17 protein-coding genes are annotated in these 19,378 nt (G+C 72.6%); 4 read left to right on the top strand and 13 right to left on the bottom strand.

Annotated elements, in window-relative coordinates; genetic code table 11:
• Positions 1–10: 10 nt before the first annotated feature.
• Entirely contained in the window at positions 11–871 is an 861-nt protein-coding gene (locus V1633_RS03985; RefSeq protein WP_331212771.1) for a DUF4097 family beta strand repeat-containing protein, read from the bottom strand.
• A 68-nt stretch (positions 872–939) separates the two neighbouring features.
• Positions 940–1,485, bottom strand: a complete 546-nt coding sequence (locus V1633_RS03990; protein ID WP_331212772.1) for a toxin-antitoxin system HicB family antitoxin — start codon at positions 1,483–1,485, stop codon at positions 940–942.
• 151 nt (positions 1,486–1,636) lie between these two features.
• Between V1633_RS03990 and V1633_RS03995 the strand changes: the two genes are divergently transcribed.
• From V1633_RS03995 to V1633_RS04005, 3 genes are all read left to right on the top strand, one after another.
• Positions 1,637–3,502 carry an ABC transporter ATP-binding protein gene (locus V1633_RS03995; RefSeq protein WP_331212773.1) on the top strand — a complete coding sequence of 622 codons (1,866 nt, stop codon included), beginning with the start codon at positions 1,637–1,639 and terminating at the stop codon, positions 3,500–3,502.
• A gap of 35 nt (positions 3,503–3,537) precedes the next feature.
• On the top strand, positions 3,538–5,325 hold the full coding sequence (locus V1633_RS04000; RefSeq protein WP_331212774.1) for an ABC transporter ATP-binding protein: 1,788 nt from the start codon (positions 3,538–3,540) through the stop codon (positions 5,323–5,325).
• Between the two features lie 103 nt (positions 5,326–5,428).
• A complete protein-coding gene (locus V1633_RS04005) occupies positions 5,429–5,998 on the top strand; it encodes a nucleosidase (RefSeq protein ID WP_331212775.1) in 570 nt (189 codons plus the stop codon).
• A gap of 39 nt (positions 5,999–6,037) precedes the next feature.
• Here V1633_RS04005 and V1633_RS04010 read toward each other — a convergent pair whose 3' ends face one another.
• The 4 genes from V1633_RS04010 to V1633_RS04025 form a co-directional block, all read right to left on the bottom strand.
• Entirely contained in the window at positions 6,038–6,898 is an 861-nt protein-coding gene (locus V1633_RS04010; protein WP_331212776.1) for a HEAT repeat domain-containing protein, read from the bottom strand.
• Positions 6,899–7,056: 158 nt separating this feature from the next.
• Positions 7,057–8,721 carry a glucuronyl esterase domain-containing protein gene (locus V1633_RS04015; RefSeq protein ID WP_331212777.1) on the bottom strand — a complete coding sequence of 555 codons (1,665 nt, stop codon included), beginning with the start codon at positions 8,719–8,721 and terminating at the stop codon, positions 7,057–7,059.
• Positions 8,722–9,034: 313 nt separating this feature from the next.
• A complete protein-coding gene (locus V1633_RS04020; protein WP_331212778.1) occupies positions 9,035–9,739 on the bottom strand; it encodes an Ig-like domain-containing protein in 705 nt (234 codons plus the stop codon).
• A gap of 390 nt (positions 9,740–10,129) precedes the next feature.
• Positions 10,130–11,464 (bottom strand): cellulose binding domain-containing protein, encoded by a 1,335-nt coding sequence (locus tag V1633_RS04025; RefSeq protein WP_331212780.1) that lies wholly within the window; start codon positions 11,462–11,464, stop codon positions 10,130–10,132.
• A gap of 364 nt (positions 11,465–11,828) precedes the next feature.
• Here V1633_RS04025 and V1633_RS04030 point away from each other — a divergent pair, with 364 nt between their 5' ends.
• Positions 11,829–13,199 carry an extracellular catalytic domain type 1 short-chain-length polyhydroxyalkanoate depolymerase gene (locus V1633_RS04030; RefSeq protein ID WP_331212781.1) on the top strand — a complete coding sequence of 457 codons (1,371 nt, stop codon included), beginning with the start codon at positions 11,829–11,831 and terminating at the stop codon, positions 13,197–13,199.
• A 33-nt stretch (positions 13,200–13,232) separates the two neighbouring features.
• Here the strand turns inward: V1633_RS04030 and V1633_RS04035 are convergent, their stop codons facing one another.
• From V1633_RS04035 to V1633_RS04065, 7 genes are read right to left on the bottom strand one after another with little or no spacing between them, the layout of a single operon-like run.
• Positions 13,233–14,015: a MaoC/PaaZ C-terminal domain-containing protein gene (locus tag V1633_RS04035; protein ID WP_331212782.1), complete on the bottom strand. Its 783-nt coding sequence runs from the start codon at positions 14,013–14,015 to the stop codon at positions 13,233–13,235.
• Positions 14,012–15,193 carry a thiolase family protein gene (locus tag V1633_RS04040; protein ID WP_331212783.1) on the bottom strand — a complete coding sequence of 394 codons (1,182 nt, stop codon included), beginning with the start codon at positions 15,191–15,193 and terminating at the stop codon, positions 14,012–14,014. The genes V1633_RS04035 and V1633_RS04040 overlap by 4 nt, the downstream gene beginning before the upstream one ends.
• Complete coding sequence (locus tag V1633_RS04045; protein WP_331212784.1) at positions 15,190–15,675, bottom strand: maleylpyruvate isomerase N-terminal domain-containing protein; 486 nt, start codon at positions 15,673–15,675, stop codon at positions 15,190–15,192. The genes V1633_RS04040 and V1633_RS04045 overlap by 4 nt, the downstream gene beginning before the upstream one ends.
• A complete protein-coding gene (locus tag V1633_RS04050; protein ID WP_331212785.1) occupies positions 15,672–16,493 on the bottom strand; it encodes a fumarylacetoacetate hydrolase family protein in 822 nt (273 codons plus the stop codon). Before V1633_RS04050 ends, V1633_RS04045 begins: the two co-directional genes overlap by 4 nt.
• A gap of 1 nt (position 16,494) precedes the next feature.
• Positions 16,495–17,322 (bottom strand): SDR family NAD(P)-dependent oxidoreductase, encoded by an 828-nt coding sequence (locus V1633_RS04055; RefSeq protein ID WP_331212786.1) that lies wholly within the window; start codon positions 17,320–17,322, stop codon positions 16,495–16,497.
• Positions 17,319–18,962, bottom strand: coding sequence for a long-chain-fatty-acid--CoA ligase (locus V1633_RS04060; protein WP_331212787.1), 1,644 nt, complete (start codon positions 18,960–18,962; stop codon positions 17,319–17,321). The genes V1633_RS04055 and V1633_RS04060 overlap by 4 nt, the downstream gene beginning before the upstream one ends.
• A gap of 3 nt (positions 18,963–18,965) precedes the next feature.
• A complete protein-coding gene (locus V1633_RS04065) occupies positions 18,966–19,376 on the bottom strand; it encodes an acyl-CoA thioesterase (RefSeq protein WP_331212788.1) in 411 nt (136 codons plus the stop codon).
• Between the last annotated feature and the right edge of the window lie 2 nt (positions 19,377–19,378).

Below are 19,378 nucleotides of genomic sequence, written 5' to 3' on the forward strand. Positions count from 1 at the left end.
CCCGGGTGGGTCAGGCGGCCGGGGTGAGCCAGGAACGGCGGATCACGATGTCCCCGGAGAAGGTGCGGGCCTGGACCCGGACGGAATCCGTCGACGTGTCAGGGGCCTCCGAGGTCGCCAGCGAGTTGCGTACGTGCCCGGACATCGTGTTCAGGTCGAGCCAGGCCGCGCTGCCCTGCCGGATGCCGATCTCCAGTTCGCCGGAGGCGGTGCCGACCGTGATGTCACCCCGGGCCACCTCGGCGAGCCGTACGCTGCCGTTGGCGGTCTTGGCGCTGACGTCGGCGTGTGCCCGGTCGACGGAGATGTTGCCGTTGGCCGCGCTCAGCCGCAGGTCACCGCTGACCTCGCCGACGTACGTGTCGCCGTTGGAGTTCTTGACCACCGCGCTGCCGTCGACCTGGCCGAGCCGGACGTCACCGGAGTGCGTCGTCACCTCGGCGCGGCCGTCGACCCGTTCCACCGTGATCGCACCGTTGCTGGCGTGCAGGTGGACGGCGCCGGCATGCTCGACCCGGAGCTGTCCGGAGTGGGTCTTGAGCCGGCACTCACCGAACCGGCCGTCGCAGTGGATGAGGCCGGAGGCGGTGCCGGCCTGCACGGACGAGCCGGTGGGCAGCGCGACCGTCAGGTCGACCGAGCCGACCCGGACGGCGAACACCGACCGTTGCTTGTGACCCCTGACCAGGAGCCTGCCGCTGTTGAACTCGACGCGGGTCTGCTCGGCCGCCCGTACGTCCAGGTCGCTGGCGGGGTTGCTGGGACGGACCTCCACGACCGTGTCGGCGCGGTCGCCCGCGGTGATCCGGATGTCGCCGAGAGTCAGGTCGATGGTGGCGGAGATGGGTTCGGGTGTGTCGTACGTCGGCATGACAGGTGCCTTTCTGCGGGATCCGTGGCGTTCCTGGACCGGAACGCGGGGTGGGGGAGTGGCGGTGGTCAGCGCACCCAGCCGGTGTAGCGCTGGCCGAACGCGCCACCCCGGCCCTCGGGTCCGGGCCGAGGATTGGTGTCCTCCAGGGCGGCGCTGACGATCCGGACGAGCCAGGCGTTGACGGAGAGCCGCTCCCGGCTGGCGGCCTCCTCGATCCGGGCCTTGAGCTGCTCCGGAACCCGGAGGTTGATGCGGGAGACCGCGCCGTCGTCCGGCTCGGCCGGCGACGGTCCGCCGGGCGGAGGTGCCGGAGTCCCGGCGCCGACCGTGGGTGGGGTCGGGATCGACGCCCCGAAGGACTGTTCGGTCGGTGGTGGCGTCACCACGAAGTGGGGTTCGCCGCCGCGCAGCCGCAGGTCGACCGAGCCGGGGGCGAGATCCCGGGTGATTTCGTCGGCGGCCGTCGAGAGCGCGTCCAGCAGGGTGAGCCGGACCGCCGAATCGAGCGGCGCGGTCAACCGGTCGGCGAGTGCGCGGGCCTCGTCGCCGCCGGCTTCGGCGGCGACGGCCAGCTGCTGTCGCAGGCGGTCGACGTACTGCGTGATGTCCATGGCACCACTATGGCACCACGATGGCGCCATCGCAAGTAGGTTGGCGCATCAGTGGCGCCAGCCGTGGCGACCCGGCTTCCGGAGACAAACCCGTTGCGTCGACCGGCCCGGGCCGACACCATCAACAGCGGTCGATCGGGGGAGGTGGCCGGTGCGGGGACGGCGGACGGACGGCCTCGGACGGCTGTTCGGCACCCGCGTCCGGTTGCTGCGTCTGCTCGCCGGGGGCGGCACCCTCTCGACCGGGCTCCTGGTCGGTGTCCAAGTCGTCCGGGCGGTGGTCCCGACGGCCCGGGCACTGTCCGTCGGCCACCTGGTCGCCGTCTTCGGCCGGGGGCAGCTCGACTGGCCGGTCTTCGCGGCGGCGGCACTGGTCGCCGGCCTGTTCCTGATCGACCAGTGGGTCTGGTTGGCCCTCGCCGCGGTACGCCCGCTGGTGGTCAGACGGATCGACGGCGGCCTCCGGGCCGGACTGCGTACCCTCGCCGTCAACCTGCCCGGCCTCGACCGGCTGGAGAGCCGGGAGTTCCAGGACCGCGCCGCGCGGGCGGTGGACGTCGGGACCGGCTTCGGTCGGGAACGCTCGCCCGGTACCGCCGCCGTCGGCCAGCTCGAACTCGTGTTCCGGATGGTGAGCGCGGTGGGCGCCACCGTGCTGCTGGCCACCTTCTCGGTGCCGCTCGCGGTCGGGCTGCTGGCGGTGTCGCTGCTGATCCGGAGAACCCTGCGCCGGCAGTGGCTGGGCATCATCGACGTCCTCGACGCGGACACCATCGGCCAGCGCCGCAACTACTACGTCTCGGAGCAGGCCGTCTACGGCGCCGCGAAGGACGTCCGGTTGTTCGGGCTCAGCGACTGGTTCGCCGGGCGGATGCGGGCCACCACGATGCGGACCTACGGGCCGGTCTGGCGCCGGCAGTTGGCGGTGCTGCGTCGGCAGTGGTGGATCGTGCTGTTCTCGGTCGGTGCGGCGGTGGCGACGATGGCCGTACCGGCGGCGGCGGTCTTTGCCGGTTCGCTCGACCCCGCACAGATGATCACGTACGTCCTCGCCGGGTTCGGCATCATGGAGATCGGCCGGATGGGCGAGGAGGCCTTCGACATCGAGTACGGCCTGCGCGGCGTCGAGGCCACCGACGAACTCGCCGCGGAGTACCGGACCACCCGACGGTCCGGCTCCCCGACAACCGTCACGCCCCGCCGACCGGCCGACGAGCCGGGCGGGGCACCGCCGACGATCCGGTTCGAGGAGGTCGTCTTCCGGTACCCGGGCGCCACCCGGCCGGTACTCGACGGGTTGACCCTGACCCTGCGGCCGGGCGAGACGGTCGCCGTCGTCGGCGAGAACGGGGTCGGTAAGACCACCTTCGTGAAACTGCTCGGCGGGCTCTACCGTCCCGACTCGGGCCGGATCACCGTGGACGGAGTCGACCTCGCCACGCTGGACCCGATGGCGTGGCGACAGCGGCTGGCCGTCCTCTTCCAGGACTTCGTCCGGTATCCGGCGAGCCTGCGGGACAACGTCGCGCTCACCGCCGCCGAGCGGGTCAGCGGGCGACCGGCCGACGACGACGCGGTACGGGACGCCCTGGACCGGGCCGGCGCCACCACGCTGCTGGCCGACCTGACCGACGGGCTGGACACCTCGCTGTGGCGTGAGGGGACCGGTGGCACCGACCTGTCCGGCGGTCAGTGGCAGCGGGTCGCCCTGGCCCGGGTGCTCTTCGCGGTCGCCGCCGGCCGACGCGTACTCGTCCTCGACGAACCCACCGCGCACCTGGACGTCCGGGCCGAGGCCGAGTTCCACGAGCGGGTGGTGTCCCGGGTGCGGGACGCCACGACGCTGCTCATCTCGCACCGGCTCTCCACGGTGCGGCCGGCCGGGCGGATCATCCTGCTCCGCGCCGGCCGGGTGGCCGAGGACGGCTCGCACGACGACCTGATGGCACTCGGCGGCGGTTACGCCCGATTCTTCACCGTCCAGGCCGAGGCCTTCGCCGCCCGGGAGCGAGGATGACCGCCGGGAGCGGCGATGACCGCCCGGGAGCGACGATGAGGGACTGGTACCGGCTGCTGCGCCACGTCACCCGGACGGCTCTCCGGGCCGACCGGCGGGCCGCCACCATCCTGTGCGCGCTGACCGCCGGGCAGGCGGGTGTGATCGCCGCGCTGGGGCTGAGCCAACGGTGGCTCGTCGACCACACCGCCAACCGGCAGCTCGCCGGCGTGGTCGGCGCGGTCGCGCTGGGCGCCGCCGCGTTCGGGCTCTCCGCCGGCGCCGGCCGGATCCAGAGCAACCTGATGATCTATCTCGCCAACCGGACCAAGGGGGACCTCAACGAGGAGACCCAGCGCCGGGTCTCGTCGATCCCGACCATCACCCACGTGGAGCACGGGCCGTACGTCGACCGGTGGAACCGGCTGTTCCAGAACTCCTGGTCGCTGGCGTCGATGCCCTGGTCGGTGTTGAACGCCACCGCCGCCCTGCTCAGCCTCGCGGTCACCATCGGCCTGCTGGCCTGGGTCAGCCCGGCGCTGTGCCCGCTGGCCCTGCTCGCCGTACCGCTCTTCCTGGCCAACCGGCGGGCCGACCGGCTGCTGCGCGAGGCCCGCGACGCCGCCACCCAACTCCTCCGGCACGAGCGGCGGCTGCACGAACTCTGCGTCGAGCCGGAGCCGGCGAAGGAGGTGATGCTCGCCGGCAGCGGCGAGATGCTGAACCGGCGGGCGACCGCGTCGTGGGAGGCGGCCGCAACGCGGGAGACCCACGCCCGGCTACGCGGCGCGGCGTACCAGGGTGCTGCCTGGCTGCTCTACACGGTCGCCCTGGCGGGGGCGCTGGTGGTGGTCGCGGATCTGATCGCCGACGGCCGGACGACGGTGGGCGCGGCCGTCATGGTGATCACGCTGGCCACCCAGTTGCAGAGCCAGCTGCACACGGTCCTGGAGAGTCTGAGCACCGTCGCCCAGGCCGGCCAGGTGGTGGAGAACTACTGGTGGCTGCGACGCTACGCCGACCAGGAGGACCGTCCGGGCGACCCGGCGCCGGCCGCGCTGACCGGCGGCATCAGCCTGCACGACGTACGTTTCCGATACCCCGGGGCCGATCACGACGTGCTGCACGACGTCAGCCTGCACCTGCCCGCCGGCAGCACGGTCGCCGTCGTCGGTGCCAACGGCGCCGGCAAGTCGACCCTGGTGAAGCTGCTCACCGGCATCTACCGGCCGACCTCCGGGACGATCACAGTCGACCAGCGGCCACTTACCGGCCTGGACGTCACCAGTTGGCGGACCCGGCTGACCGGGGTCTTCCAGGACTTCGCCCGGCTCCGACTGCTCACCTCGGAGACCGTCGGCGTCGGCAGCGTCCGGCACGTCCGGGACCGGCGTACGATCCGGGCGGCGGTCGACCGGGCCGACGCCGCCGAGGTGGTCGCCGGACTGCCGGACGGGCTCGACACCCAGCTCGGGGCGACCTTCGACGGGGTCGAACCCTCGCTCGGCCAGTGGCAGCGACTCGCCCTCGCCCGGTCCCTGATGCGGGAGGTCAGCGGCGACCGCCCACCGTTGGCCGTGGTGCTCGACGAGCCGACCGCCGCACTGGACCCGATCGCCGAACACGAGCTCTTCCAGCACTTCATGGCCCAGGTCCGGGCGGCCACCCGGCAGGGTGCGGTCACCGTGCTGGTCTCGCACCGGTTCACCACCGTCCGGATGGCCGACCTGATCGTGGTACTGGCCGACGGGCGGGTGGCGGAACTCGGCGGTCACGCCGAACTGATGGCGGCCGGGGGCGGCTACGCCGAGTTGTACCGGCTCCAGGAGCGGGCGTACCGGTAGCGGCTCCAGCCGGGCGACGCGTGCCGGTGCGCTGGATGTGTGCCGGTCCACCCGGCCGGTACGTGACCGCCGGCGGTGGCCGGACCCTGGATAACATGCCGCCGTGGAACTGACCGGAGAGCTGACCCCGGACCGGCCGCTGCTGGTCGTCGCGCTCGCCGAGGAGGCGGCGTACCTCGACCGGAGCCTGCCGGTGCTGGTCACCGGGATGGGGAAGGTCAACGCCACCTTCGCGCTGGCGGCGACCCTCGCCCGGGGGCCGTTGCCCTCCGCCGTGGTCAACCTGGGTACCGCCGGGGCGCTGCGGCCCGGCTGGACCGGGCTGCACGAGGTGGGCCGGGTCATCCAGCACGACCTGGACACCGACTTCCTCCGTACCCTGACCGGACTGACCGTCGGCGCCCCGGTGACCCTGGCCGGTGACGGTCCGGTGCTGGCCACCGGTGACCTGTTCGTCGCCGAGGAGGCGGCCCGGGTCCGGCTCGCCGAGCAGGCGCAGCTCGTCGACATGGAGGGCTACGCCGTGGCGTCGACGGCCGCGCGGTTCGGCGTACCCGTCCGGCTGGTGAAGCAGGTCAGCGACGACGCGGACGAGTCGGCGGCCGGTACCTGGCAGGAGTCGGTGGACGGCTGCGCCAGGATCCTCGCCGAGTGGGTCCGCACCCACCTCTGACCGCCGGGGCGGCGGGGCTCCGGATCCGGGATCGGCTGGTCAGTCGGCCGGGGCGGGTTCGGCGTACTGGGCCGCCTTCTCCCGGACCGCCGGGTCGGTGGAGGCGAGCAGCGCGGCGACCACGTCCGGCCGGTCGGCGGGGCCGAGACGGTCGAGCAGGTCCTCGATCGGATCCCAGTTCCACAGGTACGGGCCGACGGTGTACCCGTCCACGTCGGAGCTGCGGTCGAACCAGGGGTCGCCGTCCGTCCAGCCGGCCCGTACCGCCGCGACCGCCGGCGTACCGGGCCACGGGCCGGCGCGGCGGGCGGCGGCCAGTGCGGCCGCGGCGCGTACCGGGGCCGGCTGGTCCTCGGCGAGCGCCTCGCCGAGCAGCGCGGTGTCCGGGTCCAGTGCGGTCGCCGAGATCACCAGGCCACCCCGGACCTGCGGATCGGCTTCCCCCGCCCACCGGTGGTGCAGTGCCGGCAGGATGTCGCCGGCCCGGCCCGGGCAGTGTCCGAGCGCGAAGACGGCGGTCAGCCGGGTCCACGGCTCAGCGGCGGTCAGCAGCGGCAACAGCCGGTCGACCTCGGCGGTCACCGCGGCGCGGAGCGCGGCCAGCACCGGGTTGTCCGGGTCGACGATGTCGGCCATGTCGCCGAGCAGGTGCGCGATGCCGTCCGGGAACGTGGTCGCCGGGTCGGCCAGCAACGCCCCCAGGAACGGCACCACCGGGGCGGTGGCCGAACAGACGTTGCCCTGGTGCAGCACACTGGCCCGCAGTTCGTACAACGCCTGGACCGCGTCCTCCTCGTCCGGCCCGGCGACCCGGCGCAGCAGCTCGGGTACGTCGTCGGCGGTGCCGTACGCGTGCCTGAGTTCCGCCCACGGCACCCGGTCGAGCTCGTCCAGCAGCACGACGCGACGGTACAACAGCCCGGCTCTGCCACAACCGGGTCGGAACCCCGACCGACCACGGCTTCGTCGTCGGCTCCGGACGGCGGGTCACCGACCCGCACCGGCCGGGCCCGGTGTGGCGGTGAGCCGCCACACCGGGCCCGGGAAGAGCCGCCGGACTACCTGGCCGTGCAGGTGGGGCTCAGCCCCGAGCCGGTACCGCTGCCCTGGAAGCCGAACTCGGTCGACTGGCCAGCGGCGATCGAGCCGTTGTAGCCGACGTTGCTGAACTGGACCGCGCCGCTGGTGCCGCTGCGGTTGACGTTCCAGGAGTTGGTGACGCTGGAGCCGGCGGGCAGGGTCAGCGCCACCGTCCAGCCGCTGACCGCCGAGGAGCCGGCGGTGACCCGTACCGTGGCGACAAATCCGCCCGTCCACTGGTTCGTCGTCACCGACGCCGTGCAGCCGGCACCGCCCGCGGGCGGAGTGGTTGTCGGTGCCACGGTCGGCGGCGTGGCCGGCGGGGTGGTCGGTCCGGAGGTGGGCGGGGTGGTCGGCGGCGTGGTCGGGCCGTCGGCCAGGGTCGGCGTGGTCCAGTCCCGCCACTCGGCCAGGTTGCCGGCCTTGCGGCTGGAGATCCGGAAGACGCCGGCCGCGTTACCCGTCTTCAGCAGGAACTTCTGGATGTTCTGCTGCAGCGGGGTACGCCACTCGGTCCGGGACGCGCAGTGCGTGCCGTCCTGCACGTCGGACCAGTAGCTGATGTTCTCACCCGCACCGAGCGCCTTGTAGATCTCCGCGCCGCCCAGCGCAGCCACACTGCCGGACCGGGAGGCCAGCCAGTCGACGTGCGGGTTCTCCATGATGAACAGCCCTCGTGGCGCCACCATGCCGACCATCTGGTGGGTGTCCACCGGCAGCCCGTTCGGGTTGCCCGTGTACGAGCTGAACGCGTCGCCGAGCCACGGCTGCTCGCCGTAGGCGCTGCTCAGCGGTTGAGCACCGCTCTCCCCGGCGATCGCCCGGAAGGCGGGGACACCGGCGCTGCCCGACTCGATCGGCATGGTCAACGCGACCCGCTGGTCGAACACGCCGGCGGTGAAGGCACCCTTGCCGTACCGCGAGCAGCCGGTGACGCCCACGTCCATCCGGAGGACGTTGCCGCCCGACTGCTGGATGACGTCGATGATCCGGCTGACTCCCCAGGCCCAGGCCATCAACAGGCCGGTGCTGCTGGTGTTGCCGTAGATGCTGTAGAACGCGCCCTGTTTGTTGTTCCGGGGCGTGCCCTCGCGCCCGACCGCGAGCGGGTCGTAGCTGATGACGGCGGCGCCGGCGGACCGGATGGTGGCGGTGTCAGCCCCGAATCCGCCGAGCACGATGACCGCCGGGAAGGGACCGGTGCCGCTGGGCAGTTGGACACCGGCCGAGAAGCTCGCGCTCCGGCCGTTCTGCGACACGTTCACGGTGATGTTGGAACTGGAGACCGTACCGGTGACGGTGGCCGGCTTCGCGGGCTTGTCGCCGTAGACGTACCGCTCGGCCAGTTCCCTGGTCTCCGCCCGACGGCACCGCCAGTCGGCCTTGCTGGTGATCCGCGTGCCGTCGAACTTCCGGAACGGGTCGGGGAGTCGTGAGCCGGTCGGCAGCGAGCCGGGCGGGGAGACCGGGCAGTCGGCGCCCTCGTCCTCGACGGTCGACGCGGCCAGGACGATGTCGCCGGCGGCGGCCTCGGCGGTCGTGGACTCCGCTACTACCGACACTGCTCCACCGACCGCGAGCGCCGCTGCCGCCAGCACGACGACCGTCGAACGGATTCTTGAGCGGCCCGAGCTGATGATCACTAGGGCCTCCTTCCGGGTTGGGGTGATGGGCGACGACAGCGATCGATGATCACGGATGTCGACATTGATAAGTTTCGAACAGAACAGCGAAACGTGTCAATGCTGTTGCGTCCGTTGTCCGTTCGGCCGGCCGGCGGGCGTAGGTCGGGCCAGCCGGTCAGGGCCGGCGTTCCTGCTCAGGTTCCGGATCCGCCCGGCTCACCCCGCCCGGCTCTCTCCGCCCGGCTCACCCCGCCCCGCTGACCCTCGCCCCGCTGATCCCGCCCCGTTCATCCCGGCCCGTTCATCTCGCCCGGGGTGTCGCCGCCCGACGTCAGGACCCGACGGTGACCGAAGCCGAGCCCGGCATGCAGTTGGCGGCATCGGCCCTGGCGGTGACCCGGGCGGTGGCACCGGCGCTGCCGGGAGCGGCGACGACGGTGACCGAGTTCTCCCGGTGGCCCGGTGGCAGGACGGTCGGTGTCACGCTGACCCCGGTGTCGCCGGTCACCGTCAGGTTCAGGCCCGGGGTGCCGAGGCAGACTGTCACGAAGGTCATCGTCGTGGTGCTGCCCTCGGCCACCTGTGCCCGCGACGGGCACGCGATCACCATGAGCGCCGGCGGGATCGGTGCCTGTCCGAAGTGGACAAGCGTCGAGTCGGCGGTCGCCGTGGGGGTGACGACCCGGGCGTACGCGGTGTGCCGCAGGCCGCTTGCGCTGCTTCCCCGGAGGGCCGGGTGGTCGGGCGGAACCTGTGTCTCGTACGGCGCGCTGGCGTCGCTGCCGACGAGCTGGTTGTTGAGGTGGAACTCGACCCGGTCGATCGTTCCGGACGGGACGCTGGCGTCGGCGCTGAGCCGGACCGCGCACACCGACACGAGGTGACTCCCGTCGGTCGGGCTGGTCAGGACCACCTGGGGGTCGGTCGCGGGGCTGGCGGTGGAGATGTTGCCGCCCGGCGTCGTCCTCGCGTCGGCCGGTCCGCCGGTCAGAACGACGCCGGCGGTGACGAGGAGAAGGGCGGTTGCGGCGCTCACCGTAGCCCGCGGCGAGGGCCGGTCCGGCTGGTGTGCGGACCCCGGGCGGTACGCCGACCGGGGTGACGACAACGGCATCGGGCCGACCTCCTTCGATCCGGTGAGCTCCGACTCTCGGACCTGGTCTGCCGGAGCGGGCCCTCGGGTGTCTGCCGATCCTCGCGCGCTCCCTCTCCGGTACGACATTCTTTCATTCGTGACTGTCTATGCACAACGAGTGGGTGCGGCCCTGTCGGCTGTGTCGGATCCGTCAGGGCCGGGTTGGCGCTGTCACCCGGTCGGCGGAACGGGCACCCACGCGACCGGCCCGGCCCGGCGGATGCCGGGTCGGGCCGGAGTCGGTGCGGAGCGGGTCGGCCACGCCCTGGGGCTGGCCTCGGTGCCCGCCGGTCAGGCGGTGGTGCAGGTGGCGCCGTTGAGCGTGAACGAGGTCGGCCTGGCGGTGTTGCCGCTGTGGGTGGCCTGGAAGCCGATGCTCACCGACGCGTTGGGAGCGATCGTGCCGTTGTAGGCGGCGTTGCGGGCGGTGACCTGTCCGGAGGTGGGGGAGTAGGCGGCGTTCCAGCCGCTGGTGATGGTCTGGCCGCCGGGCAGGGTGAAGACCAGGGACCAGCCGTTGATCGCGGTGGTGCCCGTGTTGGTGATGGTGATGCTCTCGGTCAGGCCGGTGTTCCAGCTGTTGATGGTGGTGGTGACCCGGCAGGCGCCGGTTCCCGGCGGTGGGGTGGTGGGCGGGTTGGTCGGCGGGGTCGTGGTCGGTGTGGTGGTGGGCGGGGTGGTCGGTGGCGTGGTCGGCGAGGTGCCCTCGAACTGGGTGAAGAATCTCCAGGTCTCCGCCGGGACCCAGGTCCGGGAGCCGTTCGGGCTGGAGGACCCGTCCACCGGAGTGGGCGTGTGGTCTCCGTCGAAGGCGGCCCAGACCACCGGGTATCCGGCGCGGCATCCGGTGTAGGTGGTGAGGGTGTGGGTCCTGCTGCCCTGCGCCGGCTCGGGCGGGTTCTGTCGCGTGCAGCCGTTGTTGGTGACGAACCTGTCGCGCAGTGACCGCCCCTGGGAGATGTTGAGGACCGAGTCGCTGATGCCGTGCACCCCGAAGTACGCGATCGGCTGGGTGCCGCCGTTGCATCCGCTGAGCTGGGCTCCGGCCAGTACCGCGACCGCGCGGAAGACCGTCGGTCGGGCGCAGGCGAGCGCGAAACTCATCCCGCCGCCGTAGCTGAAACCGGTGGCGAAGCGCTGGGTCGTGTCGATGCACAGCGCACCGTCGAGCAGCCTGACCATGTCGTCGACGAAGGTCAGGTCCTGGCCCCCGGAGTTGGCCCAGCCCGCGTTGAGGCCCTGGGGAGCGACGAAGATCGTGCTGTTGTTCGCCAGGCGGTGGAGCCCGTAGTAGGCCCAGGCGGCCCCGTCGCTCCCACCCGAGGCGACGTCGTTGGCCGAACCGTTCAGCCAGTGGAATCCGAAGACCAACCGGTAGGGCTGGTTGTTGTTGTAGTTGTCGGGGAGCCGCAGGATGAACGAGCGGTTCATGCCACCGCTCTGGATGGTGTGCGTCCCGTTGGCCAGGGTCGGGGCCCTGCCGCACCCTGCGGTCGCCGCGAGGACGCCGACGTCGGCGGCCGACGCGGTCGTGCCGTGTCCCCCACTCAGCATCGCGCCGGCGGCGGCCAGAAGGAGCGTCGCCGCAGCCGCGACGGGCCCGAGGGTGAGCTTGTGCATGGACATCGCGCAGCTCCATCTGTCGGTGATCGACATTTGTGAGAAGAGGTTCCGGGCGTGCGGGCGTTCGCCTGACGACCCGTTGCCCGGTCAGGTGGTCAGGCGCCGCCCCGCAGCCCACATCTATCGATGACAGTCACTATGGACGGTCGTCGTATGAAAGTCAACGATCCGCTTCGTCCCTGCTGGTGGCCGGTGTGCTCGCCGGCGCCCCGAAGCGGGGTCGACCCGGGTCCGCTCCCGGTCGCCGTGGCCCGGCCTCCGGTGCGGGGTGGCGTGGGCCCGGCGGGGCGGGGGACGTCGGTCCGCCCGGCTCGGCAAAGGCATACACTTTATTGACGATCGTCGCTGTAGTTGCTAGCTTACAAAAATGATGACTATCAATATGTTGGGTGCGCGTCCACGACGCGCCGCGCTCGTTGGGCTCGCCGCCGCGGCGCTCGTGGCCGCAGGTGGGGTGGTCGCGCTGTCGTCCCCGGCCGCGGCGGCGTCGCTGGTCGAGGTGACCGGGTTCGGTGACAATCCCGGTGGCATGCGCATGCACGTCTACGTACCGGACAACCGTCCGGCCAGTCCGGCGACCGTCGTCGCGATGCACGGCTGCGGCGGCTCGGGCCCGGGCTTCTACTCGGGCAGCGAGTTCGCCTCGCTGGCCGACCGGTACGGGTTTGTCGTCATCTACCCCAGCGCCACCCAGCAGGCCGGGTTCGGCAACTGCTTCGACACCTGGTCGGCGGCGGCCAAACGGCGCGGCGGCGGCAGCGATCCGGTGTCGATCGCCTCGATGGTGAACTACGTGCAACGGCAGTACGGCGGCGACCCCAACCGGGTGTACGCCACCGGCAGCTCGTCCGGCGGCATGATGACCCAGCACATGCTGGCCCTCTATCCGGACCTGTTCAAGGCCGGCGCGTCGTTCATGGGCGTGCCCTTCAACTGCTTTGCCAACGCGGCCGACTACCCGCCCGGCGCCAGCCAGTGCACCAACGGCCGGATGGACCGGACCCCACAGCAGTGGGGCGACGCGGTACGGCAGGCGTACCCGGGCTACTCCGGCCCCCGCCCGCCGATCCAGCTCTGGCACGGCACCAACGACACCCTGGTCCCCTATCAGCTGCTCCAGGAGTCGGTCGACCAGTGGACCAACGTGCACGGCCTCAGCCTCAACCCGACGTCCACCGACACGCCCCAGTCGGGCTGGAACCGCCGACGGTGGACCAGCGGCGGCACGACGCTCGTCGAGGCGATCGCCGTCAACGGTGCCGGCCACAGCCTGCCGATGAGCGGCATGGCGCTGGCGGCGATCCAGTTCTTCGGGCTGACCGGCGGTCCGACCACGCCGCCGACGACCCGGCCGACCACGCCGCCGCCCACGACGACACCGCCGGTCACGCCACCGCCCACGACCACCCCACCGCCGGGCGGCGCCACCTGCCGGGTCGGCTACACGGCCAACAGCTGGGGCAACGGCTTCACCGCCAGCGTGACGGTGACCAACACCGCCACCGGTGCGGTGAACGGCTGGACGGTCCAGTGGACCTGGTCGGGCAACCAGCAGGTGACCAACGCGTGGAACGCGCAGGTCACCCAGTCCGGCACCCAGGTCTCGGCGCGCAACGTCTCGTACAACGCGTCCATCGCGCCCGGGGCCAGCGCCACCTTCGGCTTCCAGGGCACCTACAGCGGCAGCAACCCGACGCCGACCCAGTTCACCCTCAACGGTACGAGCTGCTCCCAATGACGGCACATTGACAGACGACAGTTGATGGTCATGTCACAGCTCGACCAGGCCGGCGCCCAACACCGGGGCGCCGGCCCGGTCCCGGCTCTCGAACCGGTACCCGTCCCCGTGTGCCCAGACCCGGGTGGTCAGCGCGTCGCCGGGACTGATCGGACGGGTGAAGCGGCAGCTGAGCCGGGTCACGCCGGCCCCGGCGGGCAACACGGTGTGCCCGGCCAGGGCGAGCAGGGCCAGGCCGTGGACGATCACCCCGGGCAGCCCGGCCGCCCGGGCGGTGGCGTCGTCCAGGTGGATCGGGTTGTGGTCACCGGAGGCGGCGGCGTACCGGCGCGGAAGGTCCACGGGGAGCGCGACGGTGCCGACCCGGACCGGCTCGCCGGCCGGCGGGTCGGCCGGCAGGGCGGGGGCGGGCACACCGAGCCGGAGATCCGTCGGCACGCCCCGGTAGAACTCGGTGACGTACTGCTCGTTGAGCAGGTCGCCGTCGACACCGCGGGTCTGTACGCCGATGGTGGCGACGGTGCCGCTGCGTTTGCCGTGCAGGCCGACCACGGCGGCGCGTACCGCCACCCGGCTGTTCTCCGGCAGCGGCTGGTGGAAGAACATGTCCTGCTGGCCGTGCACCACCCGGGCCCGCAGCTCTTCCGACGCGGCCGTACCGGCCACGGCGAACACGAGGTCCATCGCCGGTACGACGGCGTACACCGGGGAGGGCCCGCCGACCGCCCCGGCGTAGGCGGCGACGCCGGCGGCGGTCACCTCGAACCAGTGGTCGTCGCTCCAGCGCCCGACCACCGAGGTGTCGAAGGACGTCATCGGTCGGTCACCTCCACCACGACCGCGCCGGCGGTGTCGCCGGCCGCACAACCGGTGAACAGGCCCCGGCCGCCGCCCCGGGCGTGCAGGGCGGCGACGAGTTCGGCCACCGCCCGCATGCCGGTGGGCCCCTGCGGGTGGCCGTAGACGAGGCTGCAGCCGTACGGGTTCATCCGGTCGAGCGGGAAGCCGGTCTGGCGGGAGAAGTACAGGTCGTTGACGGCGAACGGGTTGTGCGTGGTCACCACGTCGACCGAGCCGATGTCGAGGTCGGCGGCGGCGAGGGCGGCCCGGGCCGCCGGTACCGGCGCCGTGGGCATCCGGGCCCGTTCGGCACGGGCGAACCCGACCGAGAGCAGCCGGGCGACGCCCGTGCCGCCGCCGAGCTCGCGGGCCCGTTCCACGGTGGTGACCACCAGGCCGGCGGCGCCGTCGGCCGGATGGGTCTGCGACCCGTACGTCACCACGCCGTCCGGACGCAACGGAGAGAGCTTGGCGAGGCCCTCGGCCGTCGTGTCGTGCACACCCTGGTCGTCGGCGACCACGGTGTCGCCGCGTCGGCCCGGCACGTGCACCTCGACCAGGTGACCGCGCCGCCGCGCCGTGGCCGCCCGGTACTGCTCGTACCGCAGCAGCGTGACCGCGTCGATCTCGGCGCGCGGGTAACCCTCCTCGGCCGCGACGTGCTCCGCGGTGTCCAGCATGGATTCACCGGTGTTGGGATCGTGCCGCATCGGGTCGAGCACCCAGTGCTCGGTGACCGGCGCGGCGCCGGGCGTGTCCTGCGCCGACCAGACCATCAGCGGACCGTTGCTGGTGCGGTCGGTGGTCAGCGCGAGCACCGTCCGGTGCGCGCCGAGCTCGACCTGTACGGCGGCGGCCTGCAGCACGGCGACCGAGGTGGCGCACGCCTGGGCGACGGTGGGGCCGGTGACCCCGTCGAGCCCGAGACGCGGGGTGACGGTGGTGACCCCGTAGAAGGAGGCCGGCTGCGGCACGGTGGTGCCGAGCGCCACCTGCGTCACCTCCGCGATGTCGAAACCGCGCGCGCCGAGTGCCCGGTTGGTGACGTCGACCAGCAGGTCGACGCTGGACATCCCGGCGAGCGGCCCCTGCCAGCGGCAGAACGGCGACGACCAGGCGAATCCGATCGGCACCGCCACGTCGGACAGTCTCATCGTGCCTCCTCGACCAGGTCGGCGAGCTGCTCGGCGTGGCTCTGCTTGTGCCCGAGGACGTACCGGTCCAGGAACGCGGTCAACGGCTCGGGGCCGTAGCGCCGGTTCACCCTGACCATGGTCAGGTGGTCGTCCCGCACCGCGTCCAGCGCGGCGGCGAGGTTCGCGAACGCGGCGGTGAGGTCGGCACGCAGGTCGTCGAGGGAGCGGCTGCCCGCGGCGGCGACCGCGGCGAGCCGTTCCGGATGCTCGTGGGTACGCCCCACCGGGGCGGCCGGGTCGGCGAGGAAGCGGCGCAGCTCGTCGGCGAAGAACCGGGAGAACTCGGCGACGTGTGCGAGGACCATCGCCGCGCTCCAGGCCTCCACGCCGTCCGGCTTCGCCTCCAGTACGTGCAGCCGGCCCGGATGCACCGAATCGACGGTCGACAGGATCCGGTCGTCCAGCTCGGCGTTGCGGTCACGGACCTCGTCGGCGTTCATCCGGTCTCCTTGACGCACTCGTTCACACACTCGCCGAGGCCCTCGATGCTGGTACGGAGCACCTGCCCCGGGCGGAGGAAGACCTTCGGGTCGCGGGCGTTGCCGACACCGCCGGGCGTACCGGTGGCGATCAGGTCACCCGGCCGCAGGGTGGTGAACCGGCTGACGTACGCCATCGTCTCGGCCGGTCCGAAGAGCAGGTCACCGGTACGGGCCCGCTGCATCACCTCGCCGTCCACCTCGCAGCGCACCTCCAGGTCGGGCTCGTCGCCGACCTCGTCGACGGTGGTCAGCCACGGGCCGACCGGCGTGCTCGCCTCGAACGCCTTGCCGGGCAGCCACTGCGAACTGTGCACCTGCCAGTCGCGCATCGACACGTCGTTGAGCACCGTGTAGCCGGCGATCGCGGCGGCCGCCTCGGCGGCGGTCCCCCGACGCAGCGGCCGCCCGACCACCACGGCCAGCTCCACCTCCCAGTCGACCCGGTCACTGACCGACGGCAGGACGAGCGGGTCGCGGGCGCCGAGCAGGCCGGCCGGGAACTTCGCGAAGAGGGTCGGGGTGGCCGGCACCTGCCGGCCCATCTCGATGATGTGGGCGCGGTAGTTCAGCCCGACGCAGAAGATCTGCGACGGGCGGGGCACCACCGGGGCGAGGTCGAGTTCGGCGACGGGCAGGCGTGGCCCGCCGGTCAGCGCGGGCCAGCTCGGGTCGGCGAGCAGCGCGCCGACGTCGGGCGCGGGGAGCAGCACGGCGTGGTCGCCGTCGACCCGGGCGGCCCGGGTGCCGCCGTCGATCCGGATGGTGGCCAGGCGCATCTCAGCTCATCCCTTCGGCCTGCCCACCGGCGACGGTGAGCACCTGCCCGTGTACGAAGTTCGACCACGGCGTGCAGAGCAGGAAAATGCCGCCGGCGGCCTCCGCCGGGGTGGCCGGGCGGCCGAGCGGGATGCCGGCGGCGGCCCGTTCCCGCACCGCGCCCGGGATGCCCAGCGGTATCCGGCGGTCGCCGTGTGCGAACGCCCCGCCCTCGTCGGCGTCCGCGGTCAGCCGGGTCTCCACGAACCCGAACGCGACCGCGTTGACGTTGATCTTCAGCGGCCCCCACTCCTTGGCGAGCGTCTTGGTGAGGCCGACCAGCGCGGACTTGGCGGCGGCGTAGTTGGCCTGGCCGACGTTGCCCATGGTGCCGGCGATCGAGGTCACGTTGACGACCTTGCGGAAGATCTCCCGGCCCTCGGCGGCGTCGCGCTTGGCCGCCTCCCGCAGCACCGGAGCGGCCGCGCGCAGCAGCCGGAACGGGACGACCAAATGGATGTCGAGCATCGCGGACAGCTGCTCGTCGCTCATCTTGTGGAAGATGCCGTCCCAGGTGTACCCGGCGTTGTTGACGACGATGTCGAGCTGCCCGTGTTCGTCGACCGTCCGGGCGACCACCTCGGCCGGCGCCGCGGGCTCGGTCAGGTCGGTCGCGACCGCCGTGCCTAGACCGTCGAGCAGCTCCACCGTGCCCTTCAGCGCCTCGCCGTCGATGTCGGCGCAGACCACCCGGGCACCGTGCCCGGCCAGCAGCACCGCCGTGGCCCGCCCGATGCCCCGGCCGGCGCCGGTGACCACCGCGACCCGCCCGTCCAACAATCCACTCACGACTGCTCCTTCCGGCCACCCGCCGTCTCTGCCGCGTCGGCGAGGATGTCCCGCCACTGCGCGCGCGCCGCCACCTTGTCGAACTTGCCGGTTGCCGTCGTGGGCAGCGTCTCGACGAACCGGATGACGTCGGGCAGCCACCAGCTCGCCACCCGGGGGCGCAGGTGCGCCAGCAGCGTCCGGGCGGTGACCGGCTCGGCGGCCACGACGAGTGCGGCCGGACGCTCGCCCCAGGTCGGGTGCGGCACCGCGATCACCATCGCCTGCGCCACGCCGGGGTGGTCCATCAGGTGGTTCTCCAGGTCGATCGAGCTGATCCACTCGCCGCCCGACTTGATGAGGTCCTTGGCCCGGTCGATCAGGTGCAGGTACCCGTCGGCGTCGACGGTGCCGACGTCGCCGGTACGCAGCCACCCGTCGCGGAACCGGGTGCTGTTCGCGTCGTCGTCAGGCCGGTGGTAGGACGTGGCGACCCAGGGCCCGCGTACCTCGATCTCACCCGCGGCGACCCCGTCGTGCGGCAGTACGGCGCCGTCCGGGGCGATCACGCGCAGCTCCACCCCGGCGGTGGGTACGCCCTGGGTGGCGTGCAGGGCCAGCCGCTCCGCGTCGGACCGGTCCTCCAGATGGCGGCGGACCATGGTCAGATTGCCGGACGGCGACATCTCGGTCATGCCCCAGCCCTGCCGCATCGCCACCCCGCGCGCGTGGTAGCGGTGGATCAGCTCCTGCGGGATCGCCGCGCCCCCGCACAGGATCCGGTCCAGGCTGGCGAGGTCGTCGGCGGTGGGCCGGAGCTGGTCGACGGCGAGCCAGAACGTCGGCACACCGGCCGCGACGGTCACCCGCTCGTCCCGGATCCGCCGCACGATGGTGGCGGGGCCGGTGTCCGCACCGGCCAGGACCAGGCCGGCACCGGCCAGGGCGGCCGCGTACGGCATGCCCCAGGACAGCGCGTGGAACAGCGGGGTGAGCGGCAGCAGGACGTCCCGTTCGCGGATCCCGAACGAGTCGACGAACAGGCCGCTCATCGCGTGCAGGGTCAGCGAGCGGTGCGAGTACACCACCCCCTTGGGGTGGCCGGTCGTGCCGCCGGTGTAGCAGAGGCAGGCCGGCGCCCACTCGTCCACCTCGGCCGGCTCGTCGGTCGGCGCGTCCGCCAGCAGTTGTTCGTAGTCGAGGGCGTCGGCGAAGTCGGGGTGGGGTTCGGTGCCGTCGGGCAGCACCACGTAGCGGCGGACGCTGGACAGCGTGGGCCGGATCGGCGCCAGCTGCGCGGTCAGCGCCGCCGACACGAACATCACCCGGTCCTCCGCGTGCGCGACCACGGCCGCCACCTGGTCGGCGTGCAGCCGGACGTTCACCGGTTGCAGCACCGCGCCGGCGAGCGGTACGCCGTAGCACAGTTCCAGGTGGGGCAGACCGTTGCCGGCGTACGTGCCGACCCGGTCACCCGGGCGGACACCCAGGGCCGGTAGTGCGTTCGCGAGTCGCCAGGCCCGGGCGGCCAGCTCCGGCCAGGTCCGCGCGTCGCGGCCGGCGGCCGTGTAGCCGACGAGCCGCGCGTGCGGGCCCATGGCGATGCCGCGGCGCAGGACCATTCCCACCGACAGCGGCATCGAGCCCATCGTGCTTCGCATCTGTCAGCCCTCCTGTGGCCCGCCCCGGCTCAGGAGCGTGCGGAGCCGGTCCGGCCACGGTCCGCTGCGTCCGGTCACCGGGTCCAGCCACACCACGGTCAGCGTGCCGCGCGCCAGCGGGGTGCCGTCCCGGGCGACGCTGAACGCGTACCGCAGGGAGCCGCGTCCCACGTGTTCCACCGCGAGTGTGGTCTGCCCGACCTCGCCGAAGTGCAGTGATCCGAGGTAGTCGACGGTGAGGTTGACCCGCACCATCCGCCGGAAGTCGGCGTCCGGGACACCGAGCCGGTGGTGCAGCAGCGTCTCGGCGCTCTCCACGAAACGCAGCACCGCGCCGTAGTGCCACCGGTCGGCCGGGTCGGTTTCCGACCATTCGAGGCGGCGGCAGGTGACGATCGACGCTGGCTCGGTCATCA

Source organism: Plantactinospora sonchi (assembly GCF_036422035.1).
Classification (GTDB): Bacteria; Actinomycetota; Actinomycetes; order Mycobacteriales; family Micromonosporaceae; genus Plantactinospora; species Plantactinospora sonchi.

Bases quoted from the DNA above. Each gene is read 5' to 3' on its own strand.
- V1633_RS03985 (WP_331212771.1), bottom strand. From the start codon at position 871: ATGCCGACGTACGACACACCCGAACCCATCTCCGCCACCATCGACCTG.
- V1633_RS03990 (WP_331212772.1), bottom strand. From the start codon at position 1,485: ATGGACATCACGCAGTACGTCGACCGCCTGCGACAGCAGCTGGCCGTC.
- V1633_RS04000 (WP_331212774.1), top strand. From the start codon at position 3,538: ATGAGGGACTGGTACCGGCTGCTGCGCCACGTCACCCGGACGGCTCTC.
- V1633_RS04025 (WP_331212780.1), bottom strand. From the start codon at position 11,464: ATGTCCATGCACAAGCTCACCCTCGGGCCCGTCGCGGCTGCGGCGACG.
- V1633_RS04030 (WP_331212781.1), top strand. From the start codon at position 11,829: ATGATGACTATCAATATGTTGGGTGCGCGTCCACGACGCGCCGCGCTC.
- V1633_RS04035 (WP_331212782.1), bottom strand. From the start codon at position 14,015: ATGACGTCCTTCGACACCTCGGTGGTCGGGCGCTGGAGCGACGACCAC.
- V1633_RS04040 (WP_331212783.1), bottom strand. From the start codon at position 15,193: ATGAGACTGTCCGACGTGGCGGTGCCGATCGGATTCGCCTGGTCGTCG.
- V1633_RS04045 (WP_331212784.1), bottom strand. From the start codon at position 15,675: ATGAACGCCGACGAGGTCCGTGACCGCAACGCCGAGCTGGACGACCGG.
- V1633_RS04050 (WP_331212785.1), bottom strand. From the start codon at position 16,493: ATGCGCCTGGCCACCATCCGGATCGACGGCGGCACCCGGGCCGCCCGG.
- V1633_RS04060 (WP_331212787.1), bottom strand. From the start codon at position 18,962: ATGCGAAGCACGATGGGCTCGATGCCGCTGTCGGTGGGAATGGTCCTG.
- V1633_RS04065 (WP_331212788.1), bottom strand. From the start codon at position 19,376: ATGACCGAGCCAGCGTCGATCGTCACCTGCCGCCGCCTCGAATGGTCG.